Raw genomic sequence first — 24056 nt, forward strand, 5'->3', positions numbered from 1 at the left:
GAGCCGGTAGGGGAAAAGCGCGGCAAGCGCTCTCCTGCGACGGGCTCACGACATCGAGGGTGGAACGAAGCCCAAAGGCTAATTGGGCGCCCTCAGCCCTCCTCCATCGCCTCCAACTCGCCGATCAGCCCTTCGATCATCTCGAGGCCGATGTTCCAGAAGGCGGGATCGCGCGCGTCGAGCCCGAATGGCGCCAGCAGCTCGTTGTAGGGGCGCGACCCGCCGGCCTCGAGCAGCGAGAAGTAGCGCTCGGCGAAGCCCTCATGCGCGTTCTGATAGACGCCATAGAGCGAATTCACGAGGCAATCGCCGAACGCATAGGCGTAGACATAGAAGGGCGAATGAATGAAATGCGGGATATAGGCCCAGAAGGTCTCATATCCCGGCCCGAGACGAATGGAAGGTCCAAGGCTCGACGACTGGACGCTCATCCATAATTCGCAGATCTTTTCCGCGGTGAGCTCGCCATTGCGTCTTTCGAGATGGACCTTGCGTTCGAAGGAATAAAAGGCGGTCTGGCGCACCACCGTATTGAGCATGTCCTCCACCTTGGAGGCCAGCATGGCGCGGCGCTCGTTCCGGTCCGATGCGCTCTCCAGCAATTTGCGGAAAGTCAGCATCTCGCCGAACACCGAAGCGGTCTCCGCCAGGGTGAGCGGCGTCGGCGCCATCAGCGCGCCCTGCCCCGCGGCCAGCACCTGATGCACGCCGTGGCCGAGTTCATGCGCCAGAGTCATTACGTCGCGCGGCTTGCCCTGAAAATTGAGCAGGACATAGGGATGGGCCGAAGGCGTGGTGGGATGGGCGAAGGCGCCCGGCGCCTTGCCCGGACGCACCGGCGCGTCGATCCAGCGCTTTTCGAAGAAGTCGCCCGCGATCTGCGCCATCCGCGGGGCGAATCCGCTATAGGCGTCCAGCACGACCTTGCGCGCTTCGTCCCATGAAAAATTCCGGGCCGGGGCCATCGGCAGGGGCGCATTGCGGTCCCAGTAATCGAGCGCATCCTTGCCGAACCACTTGGCCTTCAGCCGGTAGTAGCGGTGAGAAAGCCGCGGATGCGCGGCCTCCACAGCCGACGCCAGCGCCGCGACGACCTCGCCTTCGACCCGGTTGGAAAGATGGCGGGAATCGGCGACATCCGCGAATCCGCGCCAGCGGTCGGAGATTTCCTTGTCCTTGGCCAGCGTATTGGTGATCAGCGAGAATATGCGCAGATTCGCGCCGAGCGTCTTTCCGATCGCCTCGGCCGCTTCCCGGCGCACCGCTTCGCTCTGGTCCTGCATCAGATTGAGCACGGGCTCGATCGCGAGCTCCTTGCCCTGGACGGTAAAACGCAGCGAGGCGATGGTCTCGTCGAACAGCCGGTTCCAGCTGCTCGCGCCGGTGACCGATTTCTCGTGGAACAATTCTTCGAGCTTGTCGTCGAGCTCGTAAGGCTTCTCCTTGCGAATGTCTTCGAGCCAGGGGCGCCAATGCGAGAGCGGCGGCTGCCGGGCGATCCGGTCGAGCAGCGCGTCGTCGATCCGGTTGAGTTCCAGCTGGAAAAACAGGAGCCGGGTCGAGGCGTCGACGATCTTGTCCCGCGTATCGGCGAAGAATTTAGCCCGCGCGGGATCGGTCACGTCGCCCGCATGGAGCAGGCTGGCGAACGACATGATGCGCCCGAGGAGATCCTGAAGCCTTTCATAGCGGGCGACGGCTTCTCCCAGCTTTTCGCTCGCCTGCTGCCCCGCCGCGAGCCCCTCGAGCCTGCCGCGATACTCCGCGGCGAAGGCGCTCGCGTCCTGCGCGGCGCGCTCGAAATCCTGCGCCAGCGCGGGCGAATCGACGCTGGGGTAGAGATCCGCGAGGTTCCACTCGGGCAAGCTGTCTGCGTTCGAGGAGGACGGCTGAGGTGCGGGCATGGGAGAAAGACCGTGGATCGAGGAGGGAAACGCGCGCGCTTTTACGAAAAAGCCGACGAGCTTTTGCGACGGGAACCTGCTCCGGCGCATTGCCCTGGCGCGGTATTATGTCGCGGACCAAAGCCAAGCCGGCGACGCTCGCAAGCATAATATCGGCCAAAGCCGGAGCAGGATCAACCCGCGGGGAATGCGCGGCGCTAAAATATGCAATCGCCGCGCCGCCGGGCGGCAGCAGGACACACCCTTGGCAATTTGTCGAAAACCTAATAAAATCGTGGTGTTGCATTAAATGGTGAGGGTTCGTCTCAAGCGCTTATTAACCCGGCCTTTACCCTGTTCTCAGACGATGCTTCCCTATCGGCTATGGTCATGGCCGAAAATGACACAACTTATTACGGACAGCGGCGCAGAGGCGTCGCGCATCAAAGGCTCCAATGACTCCGAGAATTCTCATCGCCGACGACGATCCGGTGCAACGCCGCCTGCTCGAGGCAATGACGCGGCGCTTCGGCTATGAAGTCGAGACGGCGGAGAGCGGAGAACAGGCGCTTTCGCGTCTCGCCCAGGCTGCTCCCGCCCCGATCGCCCTGCTCATCCTCGATCTCGTGATGCCCGATCTCGACGGCATGGGCGTCCTCACCCGCATGAAAGAGCTGAAGCTCTCGACCCCGGTGATCGTGCAGACCGCCCACGGCTCGATCGAGGCGGTGATTTCGGCGATGCGGGCGGGCGCCCATGACTTCGTGGTCAAGCCGGTCGGCGCCGAGCGCCTGCAGATTTCGATCAAGAACGCCTTGTCGGCGGATGCGCTCGCCGGAGAAATGCGGCGCATGAACCGACGCTCGCAGGGCTCGCTGACCTTCAAGGACCTCGTCTCCCACAGCCCCGAGATGGCTCGCGTGATACGCCTCGGGGAACGCTCGGCGCATTCCACCATTCCGGTCCTCATCGAGGGAGAATCGGGCGTCGGCAAGGAGATTGTCGCGCGCGCGATTCAAGGCGGGTCGGACCGCAGGGGCAAGGCTTTCGTGACCGTGAACTGCGGCGCCTTGCCGGCCAATCTGGTCGAATCGATATTGTTCGGCCACGAGAAGGGAGCCTTCACCGGAGCGACCGAAAAGCATGTCGGCAAATTCGTCGAGGCCAATGGCGGGACGCTTTTCCTCGACGAAATCGGCGAGCTCCCGCTCGATCTTCAGGTCAAGCTGCTGCGCGCCCTGCAGGAGGGCGAGATCGATCCGATCGGCTCCAAGCGCCCGGTGCGGGTCGACATCCGCCTGATTTCCGCAACCAATCAAAATCTCATCGAGCTGGTGAAGCGCGGCCTGTTTCGCGAGGACCTGTTCTACCGGCTGAACGTCTTTCCGATCTGCATCCCGCCGCTGCGGTCGCGCAAGCAGGACATTCCGGACCTCGCGCGCCGCTTCTGCGCGAGATTCTCGGCCGAGGAAGGACGAACCGTTCGCGGGCTGACGCCGGAAGCGCTGGCGCTGCTCGATTCCTACGACTGGCCCGGCAATGTGCGCCAACTCGAAAACGCTGTTTTCCGCGCCGTCGTGCTCGCGGAGGGCGACGAGCTCACGGTTTCGGAGTTTCCCCAGATCGCGGCGCATGTCGCCGGTTTCGACGTCCGCGTCCCGCCGCTGCCGGAGATGGAGCCGCAGGCCGCGCCGCGCGAGCGAGAAATCGTGCGGGTTGAGGTCAAGGATCCCAATGTGCTGCCTTTGCTCGGCCCGAGCGGGGAGTTGAGAAAGCTCGAAGACCTCGAAGGCGAGACGATCCGCTTCGCGCTCCAGCATTATCGTGGGCAGATGTCCGAGATCGCCCGCCGGCTCGGCATCGGACGCTCGACTCTCTATCGCAAGATGAAAGAATATGGCCTGGGCGAGGAAGGATCCGAAGACCACGCCTCCGAGACCAGCCTGGTCGCCTGAGCCGACGAGCGGCAGGGCGCGCCTCGCCCTGCCCGCGGCCTTTCGCGCGCGGCCGGCCGGTTTCGAACTGCGCGCCGAAGGAGGCGAAGGAATGACGCGGCTCTATGACATCGAAGTTGCGGCCATCGACGGCAGGAAACAGAAATTAGAGGACTACGCCGGCAAGGTCCTGCTCATCGTCAATGTGGCGAGCAAATGCGGCTTCACCCCGCAATACGCCGGGTTGGAAAAGCTCTACCGCAAATACGCCGACCGGGGACTCGTCGTGCTCGGCTTCCCCTGCAATCAGTTCGGCGGCCAGGAGCCCGGAACCGAAGAGGAAATCTCGAAGTTCTGCAGCCTGCGCTACGATGTGACCTTTCCCATGTTCTCCAAGGTGGACGTCAACGGAGACGAAACCCATCCGCTGTTCGCCCTCCTCAAGCAGCAGGCCCCGGGCCTGCTCGGCACGCAGGCGGTAAAATGGAATTTCACCAAATTCCTGGTCGATCGCCAGGGCCGGGCGCGCAAGCGCTTCGCCCCGAGCGACACGCCCGAATCGATCGAGCCCGAGGTGGAAGCCGCGCTGGCGTGACGCCGCGGCCGCGCGTTTCTTGTAAAAATTCGAAACGCATTCGCAGCGAGACGACGCCGCCGTTGACTGCTCGCTCCCGACGCGCAGCGCCCGTGCTTGAGATCCGCCGGGGGCCACGCCCGAATTTCGCAAGAGTGTAACAAACCGGGGCTAGCTTCCAGGAAAATCTCATTCGCGTTCCGGAAAAGCTTTCAATGGCTTGCGGCGCCCGCAATTGCGCCGGAACGCGCATTTTCCGCGGCATGGCCCGGCTTTTGCTTCAGGGTGGCGAGCATGTGATCATACGCCTCGAGTTTCCAGCCGGGCGCGGGATCGCTGTCGTGGCTCTCTGAGCAGCGAGGAGCAGCAGCTTTGGAATTCAGCAGGGTCCAGTTCGACGAGATGAACGGCGTGGAGGGTTCGACCCGCCCGCCCTACCGCAAGCTTGCACAATGGCTGGCCGACACTCCCGGGGAATTTCTGTCCTCGCGCCGCGCTCAGGCCGAACTGCTGTTCAGAAGAATCGGCATCACTTTCGCCGTTTACGGCTCGCAGGAAGCCACCGAACGGCTTATCCCGTTCGACATATTGCCGCGGATCATTTCCAGAAGCGAATGGACCACGCTGGAGAAAGGCCTGATCCAGCGCGTTCGCGCGCTCAATCTCTTTCTCGCCGATCTCTATGGCCCCGGCGAGATTCTCAAAGCCGGCGTCCTGCCGTCTGAACTCGTGTACCGCAACCCCGCCTATCGGCCGGAGATGGCGGGGCGGCGCGCCCCCCACGACGTCTATGTCCAGATCGCCGGCATCGACATCGTCCGCACCGACGACAGCAGCTTCTATGTGCTGGAGGACAACGCCCGCACGCCTTCCGGCGTCTCCTATATGCTTGAGAACCGCGAAGTGATGATGCGGCTGTTTCCCGATCTCTTCGCCATGCATCAGGTGGCGCCGATCGAGAACTACCCCGACCGCCTGCTGGAAACGCTACGCTCGGTGGCGCCCCGCAACGCAAGCCAAGACCCGACCATCGTGCTGCTCACGCCGGGCCAGTATAATTCAGCCTTCTACGAGCATTCCTTTCTGGCCGACAAGCTCGGCGTCGAGCTGGTCGAGGGTCGCGATCTCTTCGTGCGCGACGACGTCGTATATATGCGAACGACCGAGGGCCCCCGCCGGGTCGATGTGATCTATCGGCGCATCGATGACGACTTCCTCGACCCGCTGGCCTTCCGGCCGGATTCGGCCTTGGGCGTAGCCGGTCTGATGGGCGCCTATAATGCAGGCAATGTGACGCTCGCCAATGCAGTCGGGGCCGGCGTGGCCGACGACAAGGCGACCTACACCTATATTCCGGACGCGATTCGCTTCTATCTCGGCGAAGAGCCGATATTGAAGAACGTCCCGACCTGGAGATGCCGCGAGAAGGAGGCGCTGTCCTATGTGCTCTCCCATCTCAATGAGCTGGTCGTCAAGGAAGTGAACGGCTCGGGCGGCTATGGCATGCTGGTCGGCCCTCACGCCACCCGCGCCCAGATCGACGAATTCTCCAAGAAGCTGATCGAGCGGCCCGACAATTTCATCGCCCAGCCGACGCTGGCGCTTTCGACCTGCCCCATCTCGGTGGCGGCGGGCATCGCGCCGCGCCATGTCGATCTGCGGCCCTTCGTGCTGCAGGGAGCCAAGGATGTCTGCGTCGTGCCCGGCGGGCTGACGCGCGTCGCCATGACCGAAAAATCGCTCGTCGTGAATTCGAGCCAGGGAGGCGGAACCAAAGACACCTGGGTGGTGGACGACGTTCCGGGATAGGCGCCGGCGCTCCGTTTCTTTTTTTCCGCCTCCGCCCGTCCCTCGGCCGCCGTTCGAGTTTCGCCCATGCTTTCACGCACCGCCGACAATCTTTATTGGCTCGCCCGCTACATGGAGCGCGCCGATTTTCTCGCGAGGGTCATTCAGGCCTCGCGCAGGCTGGCCTCCCTGCCCAAGGCCTACGGCGGGGCCGAGAGCGAATGGGAGAGCGTGCTGCTCTCTTCAGGCTCGGCCCAGACCTTCAACGCGACTGGACGCAAGCTCACCGAGGGCAATGTCATCGATTTTCTGGCCTTCTCTCCCGAGAACCCGAGCTCGATCCGCAATTGCATCCAGCAGGCCCGCACCAATGCGCGCGCCGTCCGCACCGCTTTGACTGTCGAAATGTGGGAAGCGATCAACGGCGGCTATCTCGAGATGCAGTCGATCGAGCAATTGCGCGGCGCGCGCTCGGGCGAGGACCTGACCCGCTTTCTGGATTTCGTGAAACAGGTCTCCTTGACCTATGACGGCGGCGCCTATCGCACCATGCTGCGCAATGACGCCTATTGGTTCTCGCGCGTCGGCCTCTTCATCGAGCGCGCCGACAACACGGCGCGGCTGCTCGACGTCAAATACCAGCTTCTGCTGCCGGAGAAGGAGGTCATCGGCGGCTCGCTCGACTATTTCCAATGGGCCGCCATTCTGCGCGCGGTTTCGGCGCACACCGCCTATCAGTGGGTGTATCGCGAAAGCCTCAAGCCATGGCTGATCGCCGATCTTCTGATCCTTCGTCCCGAAATGCCGCGCTCACTCACCTCCTGCTATGAAAGCGTGGCGCGCTATCTCGACCGGCTGGCCAACGCCCACGGGCGCCAGGGGCCTGCCCAGCGCCATGCCCGCGCCGTCTACGGCAAGCTGGAGAACATGTCGGTCGAAGACCTGTTCCAGAGCGGGCTGCATGAATTCATCGGCTCGTTCATAGCGGACAATGCGCAGCTCAACGCGCTTCTGTCCGACCAATATCTGTTTTAATCCGGGCCCTCCCTCATGCGGATGCGCATCAAGCACGAGATCGTCTATCGCTACAGCCAGCCGGCGAAGGCCGCCAACCAGAAACTGCTGGTGACGCCGCGCAACTGCAACAGCCAGCGCGTGGTGAACTGGCGCATCGAGGTCGACCAGGATTGCCGCCTGCGCCAGAGCGAGGACGCTTTCGGCAATATCATGCATTGCTTTTCCGTCATCGGCCCGTTCGAGACCATGACGACGCTGGTCGAGGGCGAGGTGGAGACCTTCGACACCTCCGGCGTGGTGAGCGGGACCATCGAGCGCTTTCCGCCGCAGCTTTTCCTGCGTGAAACGCCCCTCACCGCGCTGGACGAGCATATGCGGGACTTCGCGCTCTCCGCCGCCAGCCGAGAAAGCGCGACGCTCGACCGGCTGCACGCCCTTATGGCTGCGACGAATGAACGGATGCGGCTCGATCCCGAGGACGCCCTCGAGGCGAGCGCGGCGCGCCTCGCCTTCGACAAGCGATTGGGCGGGCGGCGGGATTTCGCCCATATCTACATCGCCTGCGCCCGCGCCCTGGAAATTCCGGCGCGATTCGTCAGCGGCTATCTTGCGGCAGGCGAGGGCGCGGAGATCGAGGTCGCCCCCCACGCCTGGACCGAGGCTTACGTCGAAGAATTGGGCTGGGTGGGTTTCGATTCCACCCGCGGCATGTCGCCGGACGACGCCTATGTGCGGGTCGCGGTCGGGCTGGACGGCCTCGGCGCCGCGCCGGTCCGGGGCGCGCGCACCGGCGGGGGCGAAGAATCGATCGATATGCGGCTGCGCTTGGCCATGGCCCGCGCCCAATCGCAGAACTGAGGGCGGCGCGGTCCCCGCGTAAACCGGCGGATCTTTCCGGGCGCGCCGAGCCGCTGGCCGCCCGTGGCGCCGCTCGGGTTTGGGGCGTATTCTTCGCAAAACCGCGGGGCTCTCCAATAAAGATGCGCCCCGCTCGGTCGTTCGGCGACCGGTTTTGGTCGCCAAACCGCCCCAGATGGTAGGGCTGGAGCCCGTTCTTGTCACAAGAGCATGTGTGCTTTTGCGAAAATGCGCTCCAAGACGGCTTGCCAGAGGGGCCCGGCTGTGGCACAAGGCCGCCTCATCAGCGCTGCAGTAGCTCAGTGGTAGAGCACTCCCTTGGTAAGGGAGAGGTCGAGAGTTCAATCCTCTCTTGCAGCACCATCTTTCCCAAGAAAAACATGGCGTTGGGGGTTAAGCACTCCCCTTTCCCCAACGAACAGACTGCGAATATTCCCCAGTTTTCCCCAGCACATTTGGGGAAAATCCGGGGAATTTGTTCGCGAGTCGTTCTCGGGATTTCCCGTCTCAACCCGCGCTGCAATCGTATGCACGGGACCCGACGCTTAAAGCCGAAGGCGGTCATTCAAAGGGGGCCATAAGAAAAGCCCCGGTCCGCCGTTTGGTCCGCGGCTCAACGGACAGGCTTCCCCCGATCGTCTTCCGTGAAAAAATGAAAACCCCCGGCCGCGTCCAACGGTCGGGGGCTTCACTGGTAGGGGAACTTATCTTTGCAGGATAGTTTTACCCCTACCCGAATAGACACGCAACCCCATTCCTATGGGCGACATCGGGTAGGCATATGACGTGGCAAAATTCGTGGCTGAACTCCCAAAGCGCTTATGCAGAGATAAAAGCTTACGTTGAAAAAAAGAAGCTCAAGGACGAAGGCTTAATCGTCAAATACGATATAGAGCCCGAGCCGCCGGAAGCGTTGGAAAAGCTACCTCTTTGGCTGCGAACGAGCACGTCGAAGTTTTATGTCCATCTATCTCCGACCGGAGCGGCAAAGCTGTTGCCAAGCTCGCACTATGATGACGACCTTCCCCGCGTCGCGAATTATTACGAGATCATTAAGGAGTTGGCCAAATATGTCGGCGGGCGCCAGCGGTCATTCGTCGTGCGCTTTTTGCGGGACGTGGATTTTCAATACCACCAGTCGACCAACGGACGTTGGAACGACGCCTTGGGCCGATGGGAGCGCTACGGCGTTCGTCCGGTCGAAGATTGGCGCGTCTCAAAACAGAAAAACGGGTTTGACGCGGGGTATGAGGTTTCCGAGCGCACCTTTCACAGGATCAAAGACAAGCTGAAGGCTCTTGCCCTCATTGAGGCCCGTAGCGCGCTTTGGCTGGGCAAAACGTGCCTATGGATCAAGCCGGGGGAAAAGCTTGAGCGCATCCTTTGGGAGCCGGGCTATTGGGAAACGCTGAAGGCTGAATTCGCCCCGGCTCCGAAACCGAAGGGCGGCGTCAAGGTCAAGAAGGGCATGCCGCGGGGGTTGAGCGCTAAACACGCGGCGATCAATGAGGAACTTAAGAAGCTGTTCAAGAAGGCGATGGGCCACGACTTCGAAACCGCATGCCCCCACAAACGGCAAGAGGTTTTCGACAAACTCACGACCCCAATCCAAATCACTCCGAAGCACGTCAAAGCCCCCTACGCGCAGGCAGGATCACCCCGTTACATTGGGTTGCGGAAGGCGCTCTTGCTGGACGAATGAGCCTCCTTTTTAGAAACGGTTTTGGCAGTTCGCTATGAGCGCGGCACTGGGGGTTTAGGGGGATGTTTTTCCCCATTTTCCGGGGTAATTTCTAAAAACTGGCAGTTCCAAAAAGCAGATATATATTCAAATACACTGAATATAAAAAATGATTGAGGATGGAGAGTGCTCACGCCCCCGTTGCACTCCGGGCGTGAGCCTCCAAGACGATCTTTTAAAATTCCTTCCCGGAAGAGAGAAGCGGGAACGAGCTATCGAACTGCCAATTTTTAGAAAGTGAAATTATTGCACTCGCCATCGCCATCACCGGGAAGCCGCCGGCTTCACCCATGCGCCGTCCCGCGAGAAACTTGCTGACAAGCGTGAGTTCATGAACATTATGCGAAGCCATGCTGAATTCATGGCGTTCCCGTCTCGCATCCGTCATCGCTCCCGCAGAAGCCCGCTCGGCTCCCATCGCGAGCGATCTGGCCGCGCCCAGTTCGTGGCTTTATGAAATCCTTGCGGGCTCCAATCCCGACACGGAAGCGGGCGTCAATATCAGCCCCGAAACCGCCATGCGTTCCCCGGCGGTTCGGAAGGCCGTAGAGACGATTTCTTCCGCCGTAGCTACCTTGCCACTCCAACTCTTCGAAAGACTCCCCAGCGGGGCGCGCAAGCCCGTGGCGGGCCATCCCGCATTGCGACTCGTCAGCCAGAACGCAAATCCGTGGACGCCTGCTTCTCGCATGATTGAACAAGTCACGCGGGACGCGCTGCTTTACGGCAACGGATTTCTCTGGCCGCATCGCAGCAACGGCGAGTTGGCGGAACTCATTCACATGCGACCGCCTTACACGACGGTCAAATATCGGCTCGATACCTCAGAGCCGTTTTATCTGTTCTCGATTGCAGGCCCGGACGGCGAGGCCAAGCAACTCAATTTCGATGAAGTCGTTCACATTCAGAACGCCTCCATTGACGGCATCTTGGGCGTTTCCCCCGTCATTCAGGCCAAGGAAGCAATCGCCCTAAACATCGCGATGATGAGTTATGGCGCGCGTTTGTTTGGTCGCGGCGCGCGTCCCGCCGGCATGCTCTCTTTTGCCAAGGCCCTCGGCGACGCAGCTAACGCGCGTATGAAAGCGTCTTGGCAAGCCGCTCACTCGGGACCGAACTCGGGGGGAACCGCCATCCTCGAAGAGGGCGCGGTTTGGACGCCCATATCCTTCACGTCCGTCGACGCCCAATATCTCGAATTGTTTCAATTCAGCATCAATGAGATTGCGCGCGTCTTCGGCGTCCCTCCCAGCATGATCTATGAGCTTGGCCGCGCCACTTGGGCCAATTCCGCAGATATGCGGGCGTCGTTCCTACAGCTTTCCCTCTCGCGTTGGCTGATGGAATGGGAAAGCCAACTCAACCTCAAGCTTCTTTCCGAAGACGAACGCCAGCGGCTCTTTTTCAAGTTCAACACGGACGAGTTGCTTAGGACCGATCTTCCGACACGCGCCGCAGCATACGCCACTCTCGTTAACGCCCGCATCCTATCGCCAAACGAAGCGCGCGAACGCGAAAACCTCGCGCCTTACGAAGGCGGCGACGAATTCATCAACGCTAATACGACCGTAGACGGCGGCTCTGACATTGACGCCAGCAAAGAGCCCGATGGCGACGAAGGCAAGAAGACGGACCCCGACAATGACGGCGATTAAGAGCCCCGTTCATCGCGCATTCTTTGGCGACAAGGACTATGACTTCTCGCTTGCGCCCGAACTCATAGACGAGCTTGAACGCCTCACAGGATGCGGCGTCGGCAAGCTTTGCAAGCGGTTCTTTGCCGGTGACTTCGGCTTCCGCGAAGTCCTCAACATCATTCGCCTTGGCCTCATTGGCGGGGGAGAGACCCCCAAAGCCGCCGCCTCCCTCGTTGCCGCATACGGAGAACGTCGTCCGATTATGGAAACCTACCCGCTCGCCGTCGCCATCCTCGAAACCCTTGCGCTTGGCAAGGCCACGAACACTGAAGAAGAGGGCTGACCAGTGCAATTAACTGCAAAAGAAGTCCGTTTTTCCCCGATCAGCGAAGACGGGATTATTGAGGGACGAGCCGTCAGCTTCGACGTCGTGGACAAATACAACACGACCTTTGATCGCCGTGCATTCGACGTGGCGAACAAGCGCATTCCCCTCTTGTGGAACCATGACCCCGCGCAAGTCGTGGGTTCTGTTCGTTCCATATCAGCCGACAGGGAAGGCTTGAAGATCGTCGGCAAGCTCAATTTGGACGTGGCGCGCGCTCGCGAAGTCCGCGCCATGCTCTTGGCCGGCGACGTGTCGGGCCTCTCAATTGGCTTCCGCACCCTCAAAGACGAGCGCCGCAACGGCGTGCGTCACATAACCAAAGCCGACCTTCACGAAGTCAGCTTCACCGCATTCCCGGCTGTTCCGGGTTCTGGCGTCACAAACGTCAGGAACGCCTCCAATCGGGAGGCTTTCAACCGCGCCATAGCAGGCGCAATCGCCTCCCTCGAAGGACTGTCCAAATGACCGATCTTGAAATCCGTAGCGAACCCGACCCGGCTCCCGAAAACCTTGACGACGCCACGCGGGCCGTGAACGAGCTCCGCGCCGCGACCGAAGAGTATAATGCTCGTCTTGACGAGCGTCTTGCGACAGAAACCCGTTCGCTCGGCGACCGTCTCTCGCGCATTGAAACGCGCCTCAATCGTTTGCCGGCGCAGCCCATCAACCCGAACGAGCCTTCCCCGGAACGGCGGGCCTTCGCGAGTTATCTGCGCTACGGCAATCAGGCCCCGCAAGACGAAATCCGTGCGCTCATTTCCTCCAGCGACCCCGGCGCGGGCTATCTGGCCCCGCATGAGTTCTCTTCGGAATTCATCCGCAACCTCGTGCTTGTGAGCCCCATTCGCGCCATCGCTTCCGTGCGCTCTACGGGTTCGCAGTCCGTGACCTATCCGACCCGCACGGGGATCACGAACGCGACATGGGAGGGCGAGACGCAGACCGTCAATGGAAGTCAGCCCAGCTTCGGCGAAGCCACCATTCCGACGCGCTCTATCGACACGTTCGTGGATATCTCCAAACAGTTGCTGGAGGACAGCGCGGGCGTGGTAGACCGTGAAGTCAATATCGCCCTTTCGGAAGACTTCGCCCAGAAAGAAGGCCTCGCCTTCGTCAAGGGCGCGGGGCCGCTCCAGCCGGAAGGCATTCTCTCCAATCCGAATGTTGCCGCCGTGAAGACTGGCAATGCGTCCGGCCTCCCGACCGGGGCCAACGCGCTTTCGGATTTCATCACGACATTCTTCTACGGCCTCGCCGCGCCTTATCGCATGAAAGGCTCTTGGTTGATGAACTCAACCACGCTCGCCGCAATCCGCACCATCAAGGACAGCACGGGCCGATACATCTGGCAGCCGTCGCTTGCGGAAGGGCAGCCCGAAACGATCCTTGGCCGTCCGGTTTACGAGATTTTCGACATGGACGACCCCGGCGCGGGGACCTTCCCCATCGTGTTCGGCGACATCGCGCGGGCTTATCGCATCGTCGACCGCGCCAGCATGAACATTCTTGTCGACCCCTACGGACAGGCCTCCCGCAAGATGACGCGCATTTACGCCAATCGACGCGTCGGCGGGGCCGTGATCTATCCGCCGGCCATCAAGAAAGTGGTTTGTGCCGCCTAATCAACCCAACATGACGGCGGAACTCCCGCCGTCTCTCCCTCTCTCATAAGGAACACGACCAATGCGTGACCTTTATTCCAACGTAGGCGTAGTCCAGGCGCTCGCTCCCGCCGTGCAAAGCGCCACCGTCGACACCGCGGCAATCGACCTCGAAGGCTTCGAAGGCCTCGCCTTCATCATCGAAACCGGGGCGCTTGTCGGGGCGGCTGAATTCTCCGTCAGCCTTCAGGACAGCGCGGACGGCACGACGTTCAACGCCGTCGACCCGACGCTGGTCGACAGCAACGCGCCTCAGTATCTCGCGGCGGACGCTTCCTACAAAGTCGGCTATCGCGGCTTCAATCGCTATGTGCAGGCCGTTCTCACGCTCGTCAGCGGGACGTCTCTCGTCATCGGCGTAACCGCCCTCAAGGGCTTCCCGCACTCGGCTCCCGTGGCCTAAGCGCCCTCCCATTCCGAAAGGTTTCTGAAATGACCATCACTGCAACCGCAAAAGCAAAATTCTACGTCGGCTCGCCGAGCAACACCATTTCCTTGCTTTCCGATTTTCAGGCCGACACCTATACGGAAATCAAGGAAATCGAAGACCTCGGCAATTGGGGACCGGAAGCCAAGGAAATCGCCGTTCGTCACATTGACGACGCTTACGTTCGTCGTCTTGCCGGCACTGTGGACGGGGGAGTTATCACTCTCGCCGCTTCATTCGACGCGCTGGACCCCGGCCAGGCATTCTTGCGGGCGAACATCGGGAGCAAATTCAGCTTCAAGTCGACGCTGAACGACGCGCCCAACGCCAACGGCACTCCCACCACCTTCTTCTTCCGGGGCGTCATTCTCGGGGCTCAGACCAAATTCGGCAAAGCCGACGACGTGACCATGACCGAATTCAAGATTGGCGTGGACGGTGAGATTTTCGAAGTCCTCGCCGACTACTCCATTACCGTCACGCCCGCCGCTGGCGCTCTTCCCGCTGCGACGCATGCGACGCCTTATTCGGAAACCATCACGGCCACCGGCGGCGACGGCGCGGTCACTTACGCTCTTGCGGCGGGTTCCTCTCTCCCCGGCGGGCTTACCCTCAATCCCGCGACCGGCGTTATCAGCGGCACGCCTAGCGCGGCGGGCAACTTCACTTTCTCGATTGTCGCCAACTTCTCTGGCGGCGCTGGCGGCACGCAGACGACGGCTTACACGCTCGCCGTGTCCTAAGCCTCGGCTAAGGGTCAAAACAATGCAACTCGCGAATGATGAAATCACGATCAAGCTGGGCCAAGAGTTCATTGCTCTGCGTCCCACTCTCCGCAACGCCCTCCGGCTTGCGCGTCGGGAAGGTTCATTCGCGAGCGTCACTCAAGACGTCTTGGACGGTTCTTTAACCGCCGCCCGAGACATCATCATCACGAATTATTGCGTCCCGTTCCTTGAACAAAAGATCATGGATGCGGGGCTCGAAAATCTCAAAGAGCCTTTGCTGGCCTATCTGTTCCTATGCACGGGAATAGACGTCGACGCGGACGAGCAGTCTTCGAACAATGCTTCCACCGTCAGCTTCGAAGAGCATCTTGCCGGCCTCTACCGCATAGCGACGGGCTGGATTGGATGGCCCCCGAATGTGGCGCTTGACGCGACGCCCGCGGAAGTCCTTGAGGCATACAAGGGCCGAACGGACATGCTCAAAGCGATCTTCGGCGACCCCAATGAAACCAAACAAAACGGCATGAGCCTAGATCAAAAGGTTTCGTCCGTCATGCAATCGTTCGGGGCCAAGAAAGTCACTCGCGAGGGCGTGGCGATATGAGCAAGTGGGCGCAGATCGTTCGCGAATTGCTGACGGAAAAGCAAATTTCTGTTCGTGAATTGGCTCGCTGCACGCGCGTCAGCAGGTCTACTCTTCACCATTTTCTGAACAGCGGCGGTAGGCTCGGAATGGAACAGCTTGAACGCATCATGTCGGCGTTACGCTACACGCTCGCCGTCTTCGATAAGCAGGGCAAACTCAAATGCCAATCTCCGCCCCTCGCATCTGTTCATGTGGCAAAGTCGTTGCGCACGGCGAACGCTGCGCTTGTCAAATCAGGCGACACAAAGAAAGCAGCGCCCGATACGACAAGACGCGCCCTTCCGCTCGCCAACGTGGCTACGACAGCAAATGGGATCAAGCCCGCAAAGATTTCCTTGCTGTCCATAAGACATGCGTGAAATGCCCTAACCCGGCGACCGTTGTGGATCACATCACCCCGCACAAGGGCGACATTAAACTTTTCTGGGATCGTAAGAACTGGCAACCGCTTTGCGAACCCTGCCACAACTCACGAAAGCAGCGCGAAGAGCGGCGAAGGGAGCGTCAATGATCATCATCCGCAGCGGGGCAAAACCGAAGCGATACGGCTTCAACGGCGAGCAACTGACGCCCAAAGAGATCGCGGCAAAGAATGGAGTGTCAGCCGACACGATCTATCGCCACATTCGGGGCTGCGGGATCAATCCCGGTGAAGAGCTTACCTTCGAACCAATCAAGCGAAAACATCGGGGACGCCTCTACACCCATAACGGCAAGAGCATGCCTCTTTCGCAATGGGGGAAGGAACTCGGGATACGCGTATGCACGCTCAAAGAGCGCCTGTATCGAGGCTTGACGGTAGAGCAAACCTTGACCCTTCCCGTTCAGCCTTCATCTGGCCGCCACCGTGGAGCCACCGAGGCTTTACCCGAACCCACTCCATTAACCTTACCGGTTAACCATCCTCAGCCGTCCAATCCCGTTAACCTTACCAAGCCCGCAACCACCCCCGGGGGTGTTAACCATCTTTTAGAACCCGCAAGGGGACCGGCCGGGGGAGTCAAAAAGGTGATTTGCAAACGCAAAGGCGAGCTTCGGCCATGAGCATTCTCACATTGGACGACTTCAAGGCTCACGCCAACATCATCACGACTGACGAAGACGCGATGATACAGGGCAAGATTGACGCGGCGGAAGCGTGGGTAGGATCGTTCATCGGGCAAAGCCTTTCCTCTTACCCGACACAGCCCCCGGACGCTCCAATCATGGAAGCCGTGAAGCAGCTCGCCGCGCATCTCTACAACAATCGGGAAAGCGTCTTCGTCGGGACAAGCATTGCGGACAACTGCCCCGGCCTTTCGGGGCTCTTGGCCCCTTATCGGCAATGGAACTTCTAAAGGGTGACCATGGCGAACGATCTTGCGAGTCTGAAGAAACGTCTTGCAGCCATTCCGAAGGATGTTCGGGAGGCCGTGCAACCCGCATTGATAAAGAGCGGGGACGACATGGCCCGCGCGGCTCGCACTCTCGCGCCAGTCGATACCGGGGCGTTGAAAAACTCTATTGCCGTCACCTACCCCGGCCAATCGACGCCCCCTTACTCTCAGCCGGGCGGCTCGAGAGTCGCCAAAGAGAACGAAGTCATCATCACGGCGGGAGACACGAAAGCCAGATATGTGCATCTGGTCGAATACGGGACTTCGCATTCTCACGCCAAGCCGTTCTTTTGGCCGGCTTACCGGCTGACGAAGAAACGCAATCAAAACCGGATCAAAAGGGCGATCAACAAGGCGGTAAGAGAGGGCTGGGTCGGCAAATGATCGATGAACCCTCCCTTGCCCTCCAGAAAGCAATACGAGGGGCGCTAATAGCGTCCTCTGCGGTCACTGCCTTTGTGCCGGCGAACGCGATTGTCGACAGGAACCGCAAGCCCGACGAGTTCCCGATCATTCTGTTGGGGGAGGATCAGACGCTTGAGCCGGAAGGCTTGGCCCGCAATAGATGGTCCGTCTATCTGGACTTGCACATTTGGACGCTGGAGACGGCGGTTTCCCAAGTGAAATTAATTGCACAAGCCGTCAAAGACGCGCTTGCCGACGCCAATATCAAAAGCCTTCCTGATTACCACGTCGCGGACCTCTACGTGCATCGCTCGCATTACATGCGGGACCCTGACGGCTTTCACGCTCACGGGATACTCACGATCTACGCGCACATTCAGAGGCTGACATGACAGCGTTCATTCGCTCTGGGAGCATGGATAGAAACATCGTCATTGAGGCTTGCACGCGCACGCAAGACGACGCTGGCGCGGAGATAGAAACATGGGCGCCGGTTCTTCCCCCTTGCCGGGCGCAGCTCGTCCAAAATTCGACGAAGGAGTTCCTTCGCGACTTCGGCGCTGAATATGTTGAAAACGTCGTCTTCCGCATTCGCTGGACGAACGTCGTCACTCTCGACAACCGCGTAACCTATGACGGGCTCCATTACGACATAAAGGAGCTTGCCGAAATCGGGAGGCGCAAGGGCCTAGAGCTTCGTTGCGTGGTTCACAAATGAGCAAAGACACCTATCCTCATTGGGTTTTCGACGACTCCCCTATTCCCGACCCCTTCGGTTATGGCGAGAGGGCGGTTGAGTTCATTCGCTCGCTGAAACATCCCAAGAGCCGGCTTGAAAAGCACGCTTTCCAATTGGACCCTTGGCAAGAGCGCATTGTCAGACGCATCTACGGTCCCTGCGACGAATTTCGCAATCGGATCGTCAATGACGTGACGATCCTTATTCCCCGCGGGAACAGAAAGACCAGTCTTGGGGCCGTGCTTTCGATCCTGCATACGCTTGGCCCCGAAACCGTTCCGAATAGCGAAGTTCTCTTTGCTGCGAAGGATCAAATACAGGCCAAAATCGCGTTGCGGGAGGTCGAAGGCATTATCCGGGCGGGCGGCATTCTTTGGCAGAAAGGACAAGGGAACCGCAAGTTTGACGCTCCCAGCATGGTGCGCTTGCAAGACTATCTCAACCGGGTTCTGTTTCCGGGAGAAAGCTACATAGAGGCCATTTCTAGCGACGCTGCGAGCGCTCACGGTCGCACGCCTGTCTTCGCCCTCTGCGATGAAATTCACGCTTGGCCGAAGCGCGACATTTGGGACGTCATTGATACGGGCCTTTCCAAAACTCCAGGCTCTTTGCGCGTGACCCTCACGACCTCGGGACGCGGTGAAGAGAATATCGGCTATCAAGTCGTCAATCATGCCCGCAGAATTGCGCGCGGTGAAATCGACGAGCCGAACCATCTCGTCATACTATTTGAAACCTCTCCCGAGGCGAATTGGGAGGATGAAGACGTTTGGAAGCGCGTCAATCCGGGGTTCAAACACGGCTATCCCGACATTGTGAGAATGCGCCAGCGCGCCGCGACGGCAAGAAAGCGCCCGGCGGACCGCGACGCCTTCAAGATGTATCACCTCAATATGTGGCTGGATAACAGCGCAAGCCCGTTCGTGGATCATGAGGTTTACGACAAAGGCAACAAGCTCATTGACCTAGACGCTCTGGAAAAAGCGCCTTGCTGGTTGGGCGTGGACTTGTCTTCGACCAGTGACCTTACCGTCATCGTCGCGGCGTGGAAGGATGGCGAAGACGGCTACATTGTGCATCCGTGGTTCTTTTGTCCCGGCGATAATCTCTACAAGCGACAGGAAGAAACCGGGGTTCCCTATGTCCAATGGGCCGAAGAAGGCTTAATTGAAGCGACGCCCGGCAATGTGGTTGATATTCGCACGGTAGAGCGGCGCATTCGGGAACTCTGCGACCGTTTCGACGTGCGAGAGATTGCGTTTGACCCGCATCTTGCCCGCATTACCATGAGCAACCTCTTAGAGGACGGCTATCCCGCGGTAGAGTTCCGACAGGGCTGGGTTTCAATGGCTCCCGCGATCAAAGAGCTTGAAAAGGCCATTTTGGGCGGGAAGTTCACGCATGGCGGACACCCGATATTGCGCTGGAACTTCCTGAATATCGTGACGCAGAAAGATCAAGCTGGAAACATCACTTTCAGCAAGGCGAAGGCTTCCGAAAAGATAGACGGCGCTGTTGCCTCTGCAATGGCCGTAAGCCGCGCTTCATTGGGCGAAGATCATCGCTCGATCTATGCGACGGAAGCCCGTCCAGACGGCATCATGGTTTGGTAGCGCGTGCAATTAATTGCACGAGGGGAACATCATGGCGAGCGACGAACAGGTTCTTCTTACCTCCCTTGAGGCCAGGATCATCAACTTTGAAAAGGCGTTTGCGCGGGCCTCCCGTGTCGCCGATAGCAGTTGGTCCGCCATTGAAGCGCGCGGCAAAGCCGGGGCTGCCAAGATGGAAGCCCATGTAGCGCAAGCTACGAAGGGCATGCACGACAAATTCAGCGAAATGGGCAAGGAAATCGGCGTCATCTTCGCCGAAGGCCTCGGCATACGCGAATTGCAAAAGATGGCTGACGAGTGGACTGCATTTTCAGGCCGTATCGCAGCTACGGGCGTCGCTACCGAGGATTTGCACGACAAGCTTCAACAGCTTTCCGACATAGCCATTCGTTCGCATGCGAGCCTTGAACAAGTCGGCAAGGTCTACACAGCCGTAGGACGCGGGGCGAAGGAAGTCGGGGCGAACGAGGCTCAAGCCGTCCAAGTTACCGAAACGCTCATGAAGGCATTCGCCCTCGGCGGGCAGCCGGTGGAAACCACGAACGCCGCGATCTTGGAGTTCTCTCATGCGCTGGGCGCGGGCCGCGCCAACATGCAAGAGTTCAACAAGCTGGCGTTCGAAGCCCCCATCCTTATGGATGCAATCGCCAAGGAACTCGGGATAAGCGCTTCCAAGCTTCATGAGTATATGAAAGAGGGCGGGGAAGTCACTTCGGCCCAGATGATAAAGGCCATCCTCCACGCCAAGGAACAGATTGAACAGCAATTCGGGAAGCTCAAGCCGACAATCGAGCAATCTCTTGCCGGCCTTGAAACCGCTATGTCCCGTTGGATAGGGCAGACTGACGAGGGCATAGGCGTAACGAAAACCATTTCGGAAGCCATACAGGGCTTGGGCCACAATATTGATATCGTCGCTCCCTCTGCGCTCGCATTGGCCGCTGCGCTTGCTCTCGCCTTCTCGCCTCAGTCCGTGGCGTTTGGCGGCATTGCCGCCGCTGTTATCGCCATTGCCGGTTTCTCAGACAAAATACACCCCATCGCGGGGGAAATGACGACGCTCGCCGATCTTGTGCGGGCGGCATTCGAGCTTGTGAAGGAAGCCGGCGGGGAAGCGGCTGCTTTCCTCGAAGAGAAGTTTGCGCAAGCCTCAAAGCTTCTAAGCGACATTTTCTCAGGCGTGGGGGTTCCCCTGGAGACCTTCCTTACCGTCGTGAAGACTCTCGGCAATGCGGTCATCACCGTGTTTGTGGGAACGGCGGAAGGGATCAAAGCGAGTTGGCAAAATCTTGGCCCCGCCATCGGGGACATAACGCTTTCCATGGTCAATAAGATCATTGAGAACGTCGAATGGATGGCGAACAAGGTTGTCGAAAGCCTGAATTCGATTTCCGATTTGATGAAGCGGTTCACGGGCGTTGATCTCGGCCACGCCAGCACGATTGATCTAGGCCGCGTCCAGAACGGTTTTGTCGGGGCTGGCAAAGCCGCTGGCGACGCATTCGAGCAAGGCTTTAAGTCCGCTGCAAAGGACTACATCGGCGGCATGCTGGGCTTGCCCGAAAAGGAATTGAAAGCCCTTGAAGACAAGGCGAAGGAAATCGCACGGCAGCGCGAGGAAGCGGCCAAAAAGCCCAAAAAGGACGAAGGCTCGCTTGGACAGACGCTAAAGGACAGCGAAGACCCCAAAAAAATCAAGGCCTATAACGAACTGCTGACGAAGCAGAAAGAGTTCATCCAAAATCAGGAAATCCAGCTCAAAGCCGCCCAGATGCAAGAGCATGAGGGCGCGGTTTTGGTCAAGGAGCAAGAGCTTTGGAACGAGGCGGCGAGCAAGGGCATTGAGCTAACCGAAAAGCAAAAGGAAGAGCTTCACAAGATGGCGGAAGCCGGCGTCACGGCGCAAGAGAATGTGAAGAGCTTCCAAGACCTCAAGCAATCGACCAAAGAGCTTTCCGACGCCCTTAGTTCGGAACTCGGGGGAGCGCTCGACAAGATCGTAACGCGTTCGGCGAAGCTTCGCGACGTGTTGCGGGAGCTTGCCGTAGCTCTGCTTAAAATGGTCATGGAAGCCGCCCTTCTAGGAAAGGGACCGCTTGCCGGCGTCATGGGGCTGAAAGAGCAAGGCGGCCTTCTCAACCTCAATGCAATCGACAAGTCTCTTTTCAAGTCGATTGTTCCGGGGCTCAATCCCGCTACGTCGGGAACCGCTCTTAAACAAATCATGCCTCCCGACCCGTTGCAGGCGCTCAAGACGAAACCCAAGACGCCAGCGACTACGGAAGCTCCCGCTGCTTCGGCGACAGGAGCCAAAGAGGCAACGAAGCTTTCCTTGCCTGATATGAATATCGGGAGCGCAGCGAAGGCCATTCCCGGCGCGGCTAACAGCATAAGTCTCACGCCCAAGGAAATTCTCGACCTCAAAAAGACGGTTCTGACTGAATGGGTTCCCGGCCAAGGCGATATGCAAGGCAAGGGGATCATCGACACGATCTTGAACCGCAGGGCGTCCGGTCATTGGGGTGACAGCGTTACGGACGTCGTGAACGCCCGAAAGCAGTTCTCCGCGATCAACGGCGGCATTGCGTTCAATGGGAAGGTTGCGCGCGGCGTCGACGATATTCCCAACAGCGCGCTTGATACGGCGAGAGGCCGTCAATCCTCTTCGCTTGTCGATCGATGGCTTGCGGAGCGCGCCGCTGGCGCAAAGTCTGTAGTCGGAGACCATCTGAATTATGCGAACCGCGCGGCCTCTACCCCGAACAATTGGGCGTGGATAGACACGCTTAAAGGCCCCAAGTTCGGCGAGCATGTTCACGGCACGACTGAAGAGCTTCAAAAATATCGACCCGGCGAATTCGGGGTAAAGCTCGCCAATTCCGACAAACATATAGACCAGACCGCAACGGGCTCGATTTCAAAGGAAGTCGAACAGGCGGCGAAGCAGGCTGAAGAAGCCCAGCGCAAGCTTGCCGAACAAGCCCAGAAAGCGGCCCAGGCTACAAAGGACGTGACGACTCCCCTCCAGTCCATGGATACGGGGATTAGCAAGCTTGCGGGCTCATTGCAGGAAGGCGCTCCCGCAACCAACACCTTCGCAGGATCGATTGAAAAGCTTCTCGGCAAATTGCTGGGGGGAGGCGGCGAAGGCTTGGGGGGCCTTGGCGGCGCGCTTGGGGGAGCGTTGGGGCTTGCCGAAGGCGGCATGGTGCATGGCCCCGGAACATCCACTTCCGACTCTATTCCCGCCATGCTCAGTCATGGGGAATTTGTCGTGAACGCAGCGGCCACGTCCAAACATGGCCGTATATTGCATGCCATCAATGAAGGGCGGGTTCCCCGCTTCGCTGCTGGGGGCTTTGTCGACGGGGGCCTTGCCTCTTACGCCGTGAACAATAATCAGCAAAGCAGCGTCACCCACAACAATCAACGGACCGTCTCTCAGACGCTTCATCTTCAAGCGAAGGACGCCGACAGCTTCCGCCGCTCGCAAGGCCAAATCGCAGCTGTTGCCGGCGCGGCCCTCTCTCAAGCCGCCGCGCGCTGGCGATGATTAGGCTTGACGGACGCCAGTAATTGCTAGGGATTGGCTTTACCGTCGCGCTTCTCAATCGCGTCTCGCACTCCGGCGGGAAGCGTGTTGTATAGCTCATCCACATGCTTGGGTTCTGAAATCATCTTTTCCGCTATGAGGTTGAGTAGCTTGAAAAGACTTTCAGCGGTTGCGCGATCATCCGCTAGGTCAATGGCTCCAGGGTGAACGGCATTATTGCCAATGACTCTGACAATATCGAGGGCCTTTTGAACCCGAGGATCAAGTCCGTCTTGGACCAGCGCGGCTATGTCGTCATTTATGTTTTTGCCAGGCTTCCCTAGATGTGCGCAAAGCTTCTGAATACACAGGCGGACGAGCGCTGCTGCGCCACGGGGCGACAAATCGAGGATTGAACTCGCTTCGTTATAGTCTCTAAGTATATCATCAGGTAGGTCTGAATTTGCCGGAGGAGTATTGCCGGTTAATGGATATACAAGTCGGTCTTCTATCCAATATGAAAATTCGTTGCACCGGTCACATACTGAGAGAAATGAGTTGAATACATACAGCATCTCTCCCCCATAGGGACCTCTAGCATAGCTAGTAGTAATATTTTTCATTAAGTTAGGTCTATCTACGTGTCCTGCAAATATATTATGCCACCTCTGATGAGAAAATGCCCCGCATCTTGGACAATTGAAGGAATTTTCGGTTATGGAGGGGGAAATATGATCTGCTTTCATATATCTTATGTCCTCGCGTATGTTGCTTAAGACCTCATTCCAAGCGGCCGCGCTTCCAGCGCAGCAACCCGTTTCTTTAGATCATCAATATCCGACGAAAGTTGATCAGCAATTTCGATTGCTACTTCGGCGTGAACCTCAGCCATAGCCAAGCGTTCTTCACGATCTTCGTCTTGGGCGGGCTGATTTTCGTTCTGAAAGCTCTGCTCAAGGCGGGCGACAATCTCGGCATTCGTTGATCGCCGATTGGCTTCAGCCGAGGCCCCCAGCTTTGCAAGCCACCCTTCTGGAAGCCTCAGCGCAAATTTCTCGGGAAGCGTTCTCGTCTCTTTGGCCACGTTAACCTCTCTTGTGCCCAAACGA

26 protein-coding genes and 1 tRNA gene are annotated in these 24056 nt (G+C 59.2%); 23 read left to right on the forward strand and 4 right to left on the reverse strand.

Annotated elements, in window-relative coordinates; translation table 11 throughout:
- Window positions 1–92: 92 nt before the first annotated feature.
- Entirely contained in the window at window positions 93–1904 is a 1812-nt protein-coding gene (locus H2LOC_RS13590) for a M3 family oligoendopeptidase (RefSeq protein WP_136496867.1), read from the reverse strand.
- A gap of 434 nt (window positions 1905–2338) precedes the next feature.
- Here H2LOC_RS13590 and H2LOC_RS13595 point away from each other — a divergent pair, with 434 nt between their 5' ends.
- From H2LOC_RS13595 to H2LOC_RS13625, 7 genes are all read left to right on the forward strand, one after another.
- Window positions 2339–3838, forward strand: coding sequence for a sigma-54-dependent transcriptional regulator (locus tag H2LOC_RS13595; protein WP_136496868.1), 1500 nt, complete (start codon window positions 2339–2341; stop codon window positions 3836–3838).
- Between the two features lie 91 nt (window positions 3839–3929).
- Entirely contained in the window at window positions 3930–4412 is a 483-nt protein-coding gene (locus H2LOC_RS13600) for a glutathione peroxidase (RefSeq protein WP_136496869.1), read from the forward strand.
- Window positions 4413–4793: 381 nt separating this feature from the next.
- Window positions 4794–6200, forward strand: coding sequence for a circularly permuted type 2 ATP-grasp protein (locus H2LOC_RS13605; protein ID WP_136497119.1), 1407 nt, complete (start codon window positions 4794–4796; stop codon window positions 6198–6200).
- Window positions 6201–6266: 66 nt separating this feature from the next.
- Window positions 6267–7214, forward strand: a complete 948-nt coding sequence (locus H2LOC_RS13610) for an alpha-E domain-containing protein (protein WP_136496870.1) — start codon at window positions 6267–6269, stop codon at window positions 7212–7214.
- A gap of 15 nt (window positions 7215–7229) precedes the next feature.
- The gene (locus tag H2LOC_RS13615) at window positions 7230–8054 is read left to right on the forward strand and encodes a transglutaminase family protein (RefSeq protein ID WP_136496871.1); all 825 of its coding nucleotides are present in this window, start codon (window positions 7230–7232) and stop codon (window positions 8052–8054) included.
- 288 nt (window positions 8055–8342) lie between these two features.
- Window positions 8343–8417, forward strand: a tRNA-Thr gene (locus H2LOC_RS13620).
- 418 nt (window positions 8418–8835) lie between these two features.
- Window positions 8836–9756, forward strand: coding sequence for a hypothetical protein (locus tag H2LOC_RS13625; protein WP_136496872.1), 921 nt, complete (start codon window positions 8836–8838; stop codon window positions 9754–9756).
- Window positions 9757–9970: 214 nt separating this feature from the next.
- Here the strand turns inward: H2LOC_RS13625 and H2LOC_RS13630 are convergent, their stop codons facing one another.
- Entirely contained in the window at window positions 9971–10147 is a 177-nt protein-coding gene (locus tag H2LOC_RS13630) for a hypothetical protein (RefSeq protein WP_154331668.1), read from the reverse strand.
- Here H2LOC_RS13630 and H2LOC_RS13635 point away from each other — a divergent pair.
- From H2LOC_RS13635 to H2LOC_RS13710, 16 genes are all read left to right on the forward strand, one after another.
- On the forward strand, window positions 10146–11450 hold the full coding sequence (locus H2LOC_RS13635; protein ID WP_136496873.1) for a phage portal protein: 1305 nt from the start codon (window positions 10146–10148) through the stop codon (window positions 11448–11450). The two genes, H2LOC_RS13630 and H2LOC_RS13635, sit on opposite strands and share 2 nt — an antisense overlap.
- Window positions 11437–11775 carry a gene transfer agent family protein gene (locus tag H2LOC_RS13640; protein WP_136496874.1) on the forward strand — a complete coding sequence of 113 codons (339 nt, stop codon included), beginning with the start codon at window positions 11437–11439 and terminating at the stop codon, window positions 11773–11775. Before H2LOC_RS13635 ends, H2LOC_RS13640 begins: the two co-directional genes overlap by 14 nt.
- Before the next feature lie 3 nt (window positions 11776–11778).
- The gene (locus tag H2LOC_RS13645; protein ID WP_136496875.1) at window positions 11779–12285 is read left to right on the forward strand and encodes an HK97 family phage prohead protease; all 507 of its coding nucleotides are present in this window, start codon (window positions 11779–11781) and stop codon (window positions 12283–12285) included.
- Window positions 12282–13442, forward strand: coding sequence for a phage major capsid protein (locus H2LOC_RS13650; protein ID WP_154331669.1), 1161 nt, complete (start codon window positions 12282–12284; stop codon window positions 13440–13442). The genes H2LOC_RS13645 and H2LOC_RS13650 overlap by 4 nt, the downstream gene beginning before the upstream one ends.
- Window positions 13443–13503: 61 nt before the next feature.
- The gene (locus tag H2LOC_RS13655) at window positions 13504–13884 is read left to right on the forward strand and encodes a hypothetical protein (RefSeq protein ID WP_136496877.1); all 381 of its coding nucleotides are present in this window, start codon (window positions 13504–13506) and stop codon (window positions 13882–13884) included.
- 29 nt (window positions 13885–13913) lie between these two features.
- A complete protein-coding gene (locus H2LOC_RS13660) occupies window positions 13914–14651 on the forward strand; it encodes an Ig domain-containing protein (protein WP_136496878.1) in 738 nt (245 codons plus the stop codon).
- A gap of 22 nt (window positions 14652–14673) precedes the next feature.
- Entirely contained in the window at window positions 14674–15240 is a 567-nt protein-coding gene (locus H2LOC_RS13665) for a hypothetical protein (RefSeq protein ID WP_136496879.1), read from the forward strand.
- Window positions 15237–15641: a helix-turn-helix domain-containing protein gene (locus H2LOC_RS22010; protein WP_136496880.1), complete on the forward strand. Its 405-nt coding sequence runs from the start codon at window positions 15237–15239 to the stop codon at window positions 15639–15641. Before H2LOC_RS13665 ends, H2LOC_RS22010 begins: the two co-directional genes overlap by 4 nt.
- Window positions 15638–15793, forward strand: a complete 156-nt coding sequence (locus tag H2LOC_RS22015; protein ID WP_343040029.1) for an HNH endonuclease signature motif containing protein — start codon at window positions 15638–15640, stop codon at window positions 15791–15793. The genes H2LOC_RS22010 and H2LOC_RS22015 overlap by 4 nt, the downstream gene beginning before the upstream one ends.
- Window positions 15790–16326 (forward strand): hypothetical protein, encoded by a 537-nt coding sequence (locus H2LOC_RS13680; RefSeq protein ID WP_154331670.1) that lies wholly within the window; start codon window positions 15790–15792, stop codon window positions 16324–16326. The genes H2LOC_RS22015 and H2LOC_RS13680 overlap by 4 nt, the downstream gene beginning before the upstream one ends.
- Complete coding sequence (locus H2LOC_RS13685) at window positions 16323–16619, forward strand: head-tail connector protein (RefSeq protein WP_136496883.1); 297 nt, start codon at window positions 16323–16325, stop codon at window positions 16617–16619. The genes H2LOC_RS13680 and H2LOC_RS13685 overlap by 4 nt, the downstream gene beginning before the upstream one ends.
- A gap of 9 nt (window positions 16620–16628) precedes the next feature.
- Window positions 16629–17042, forward strand: a complete 414-nt coding sequence (locus H2LOC_RS13690) for an HK97-gp10 family putative phage morphogenesis protein (protein ID WP_136496884.1) — start codon at window positions 16629–16631, stop codon at window positions 17040–17042.
- Window positions 17039–17455, forward strand: coding sequence for a DUF3168 domain-containing protein (locus H2LOC_RS13695; protein WP_136496885.1), 417 nt, complete (start codon window positions 17039–17041; stop codon window positions 17453–17455). Before H2LOC_RS13690 ends, H2LOC_RS13695 begins: the two co-directional genes overlap by 4 nt.
- Window positions 17452–17781, forward strand: coding sequence for a phage head closure protein (locus H2LOC_RS13700; RefSeq protein WP_136496886.1), 330 nt, complete (start codon window positions 17452–17454; stop codon window positions 17779–17781). The genes H2LOC_RS13695 and H2LOC_RS13700 overlap by 4 nt, the downstream gene beginning before the upstream one ends.
- On the forward strand, window positions 17778–19415 hold the full coding sequence (locus H2LOC_RS13705) for a terminase large subunit (protein ID WP_136496887.1): 1638 nt from the start codon (window positions 17778–17780) through the stop codon (window positions 19413–19415). The genes H2LOC_RS13700 and H2LOC_RS13705 overlap by 4 nt, the downstream gene beginning before the upstream one ends.
- Window positions 19416–19446: 31 nt before the next feature.
- Window positions 19447–22968 carry a tape measure protein gene (locus H2LOC_RS13710; protein WP_136496888.1) on the forward strand — a complete coding sequence of 1174 codons (3522 nt, stop codon included), beginning with the start codon at window positions 19447–19449 and terminating at the stop codon, window positions 22966–22968.
- 26 nt (window positions 22969–22994) lie between these two features.
- Here H2LOC_RS13710 and H2LOC_RS13715 read toward each other — a convergent pair whose 3' ends face one another.
- Both H2LOC_RS13715 and H2LOC_RS13720 read right to left on the reverse strand, forming a co-directional pair.
- Complete coding sequence (locus tag H2LOC_RS13715) at window positions 22995–23693, reverse strand: DUF4145 domain-containing protein (RefSeq protein WP_136496889.1); 699 nt, start codon at window positions 23691–23693, stop codon at window positions 22995–22997.
- Between the two features lie 26 nt (window positions 23694–23719).
- Entirely contained in the window at window positions 23720–24031 is a 312-nt protein-coding gene (locus H2LOC_RS13720; RefSeq protein ID WP_162009769.1) for an Arc family DNA-binding protein, read from the reverse strand.
- Between the last annotated feature and the right edge of the window lie 25 nt (window positions 24032–24056).

Source organism: Methylocystis heyeri, assembly GCF_004802635.2.
Classification (GTDB): domain Bacteria; phylum Pseudomonadota; class Alphaproteobacteria; order Rhizobiales; family Beijerinckiaceae; genus Methylocystis; species Methylocystis heyeri.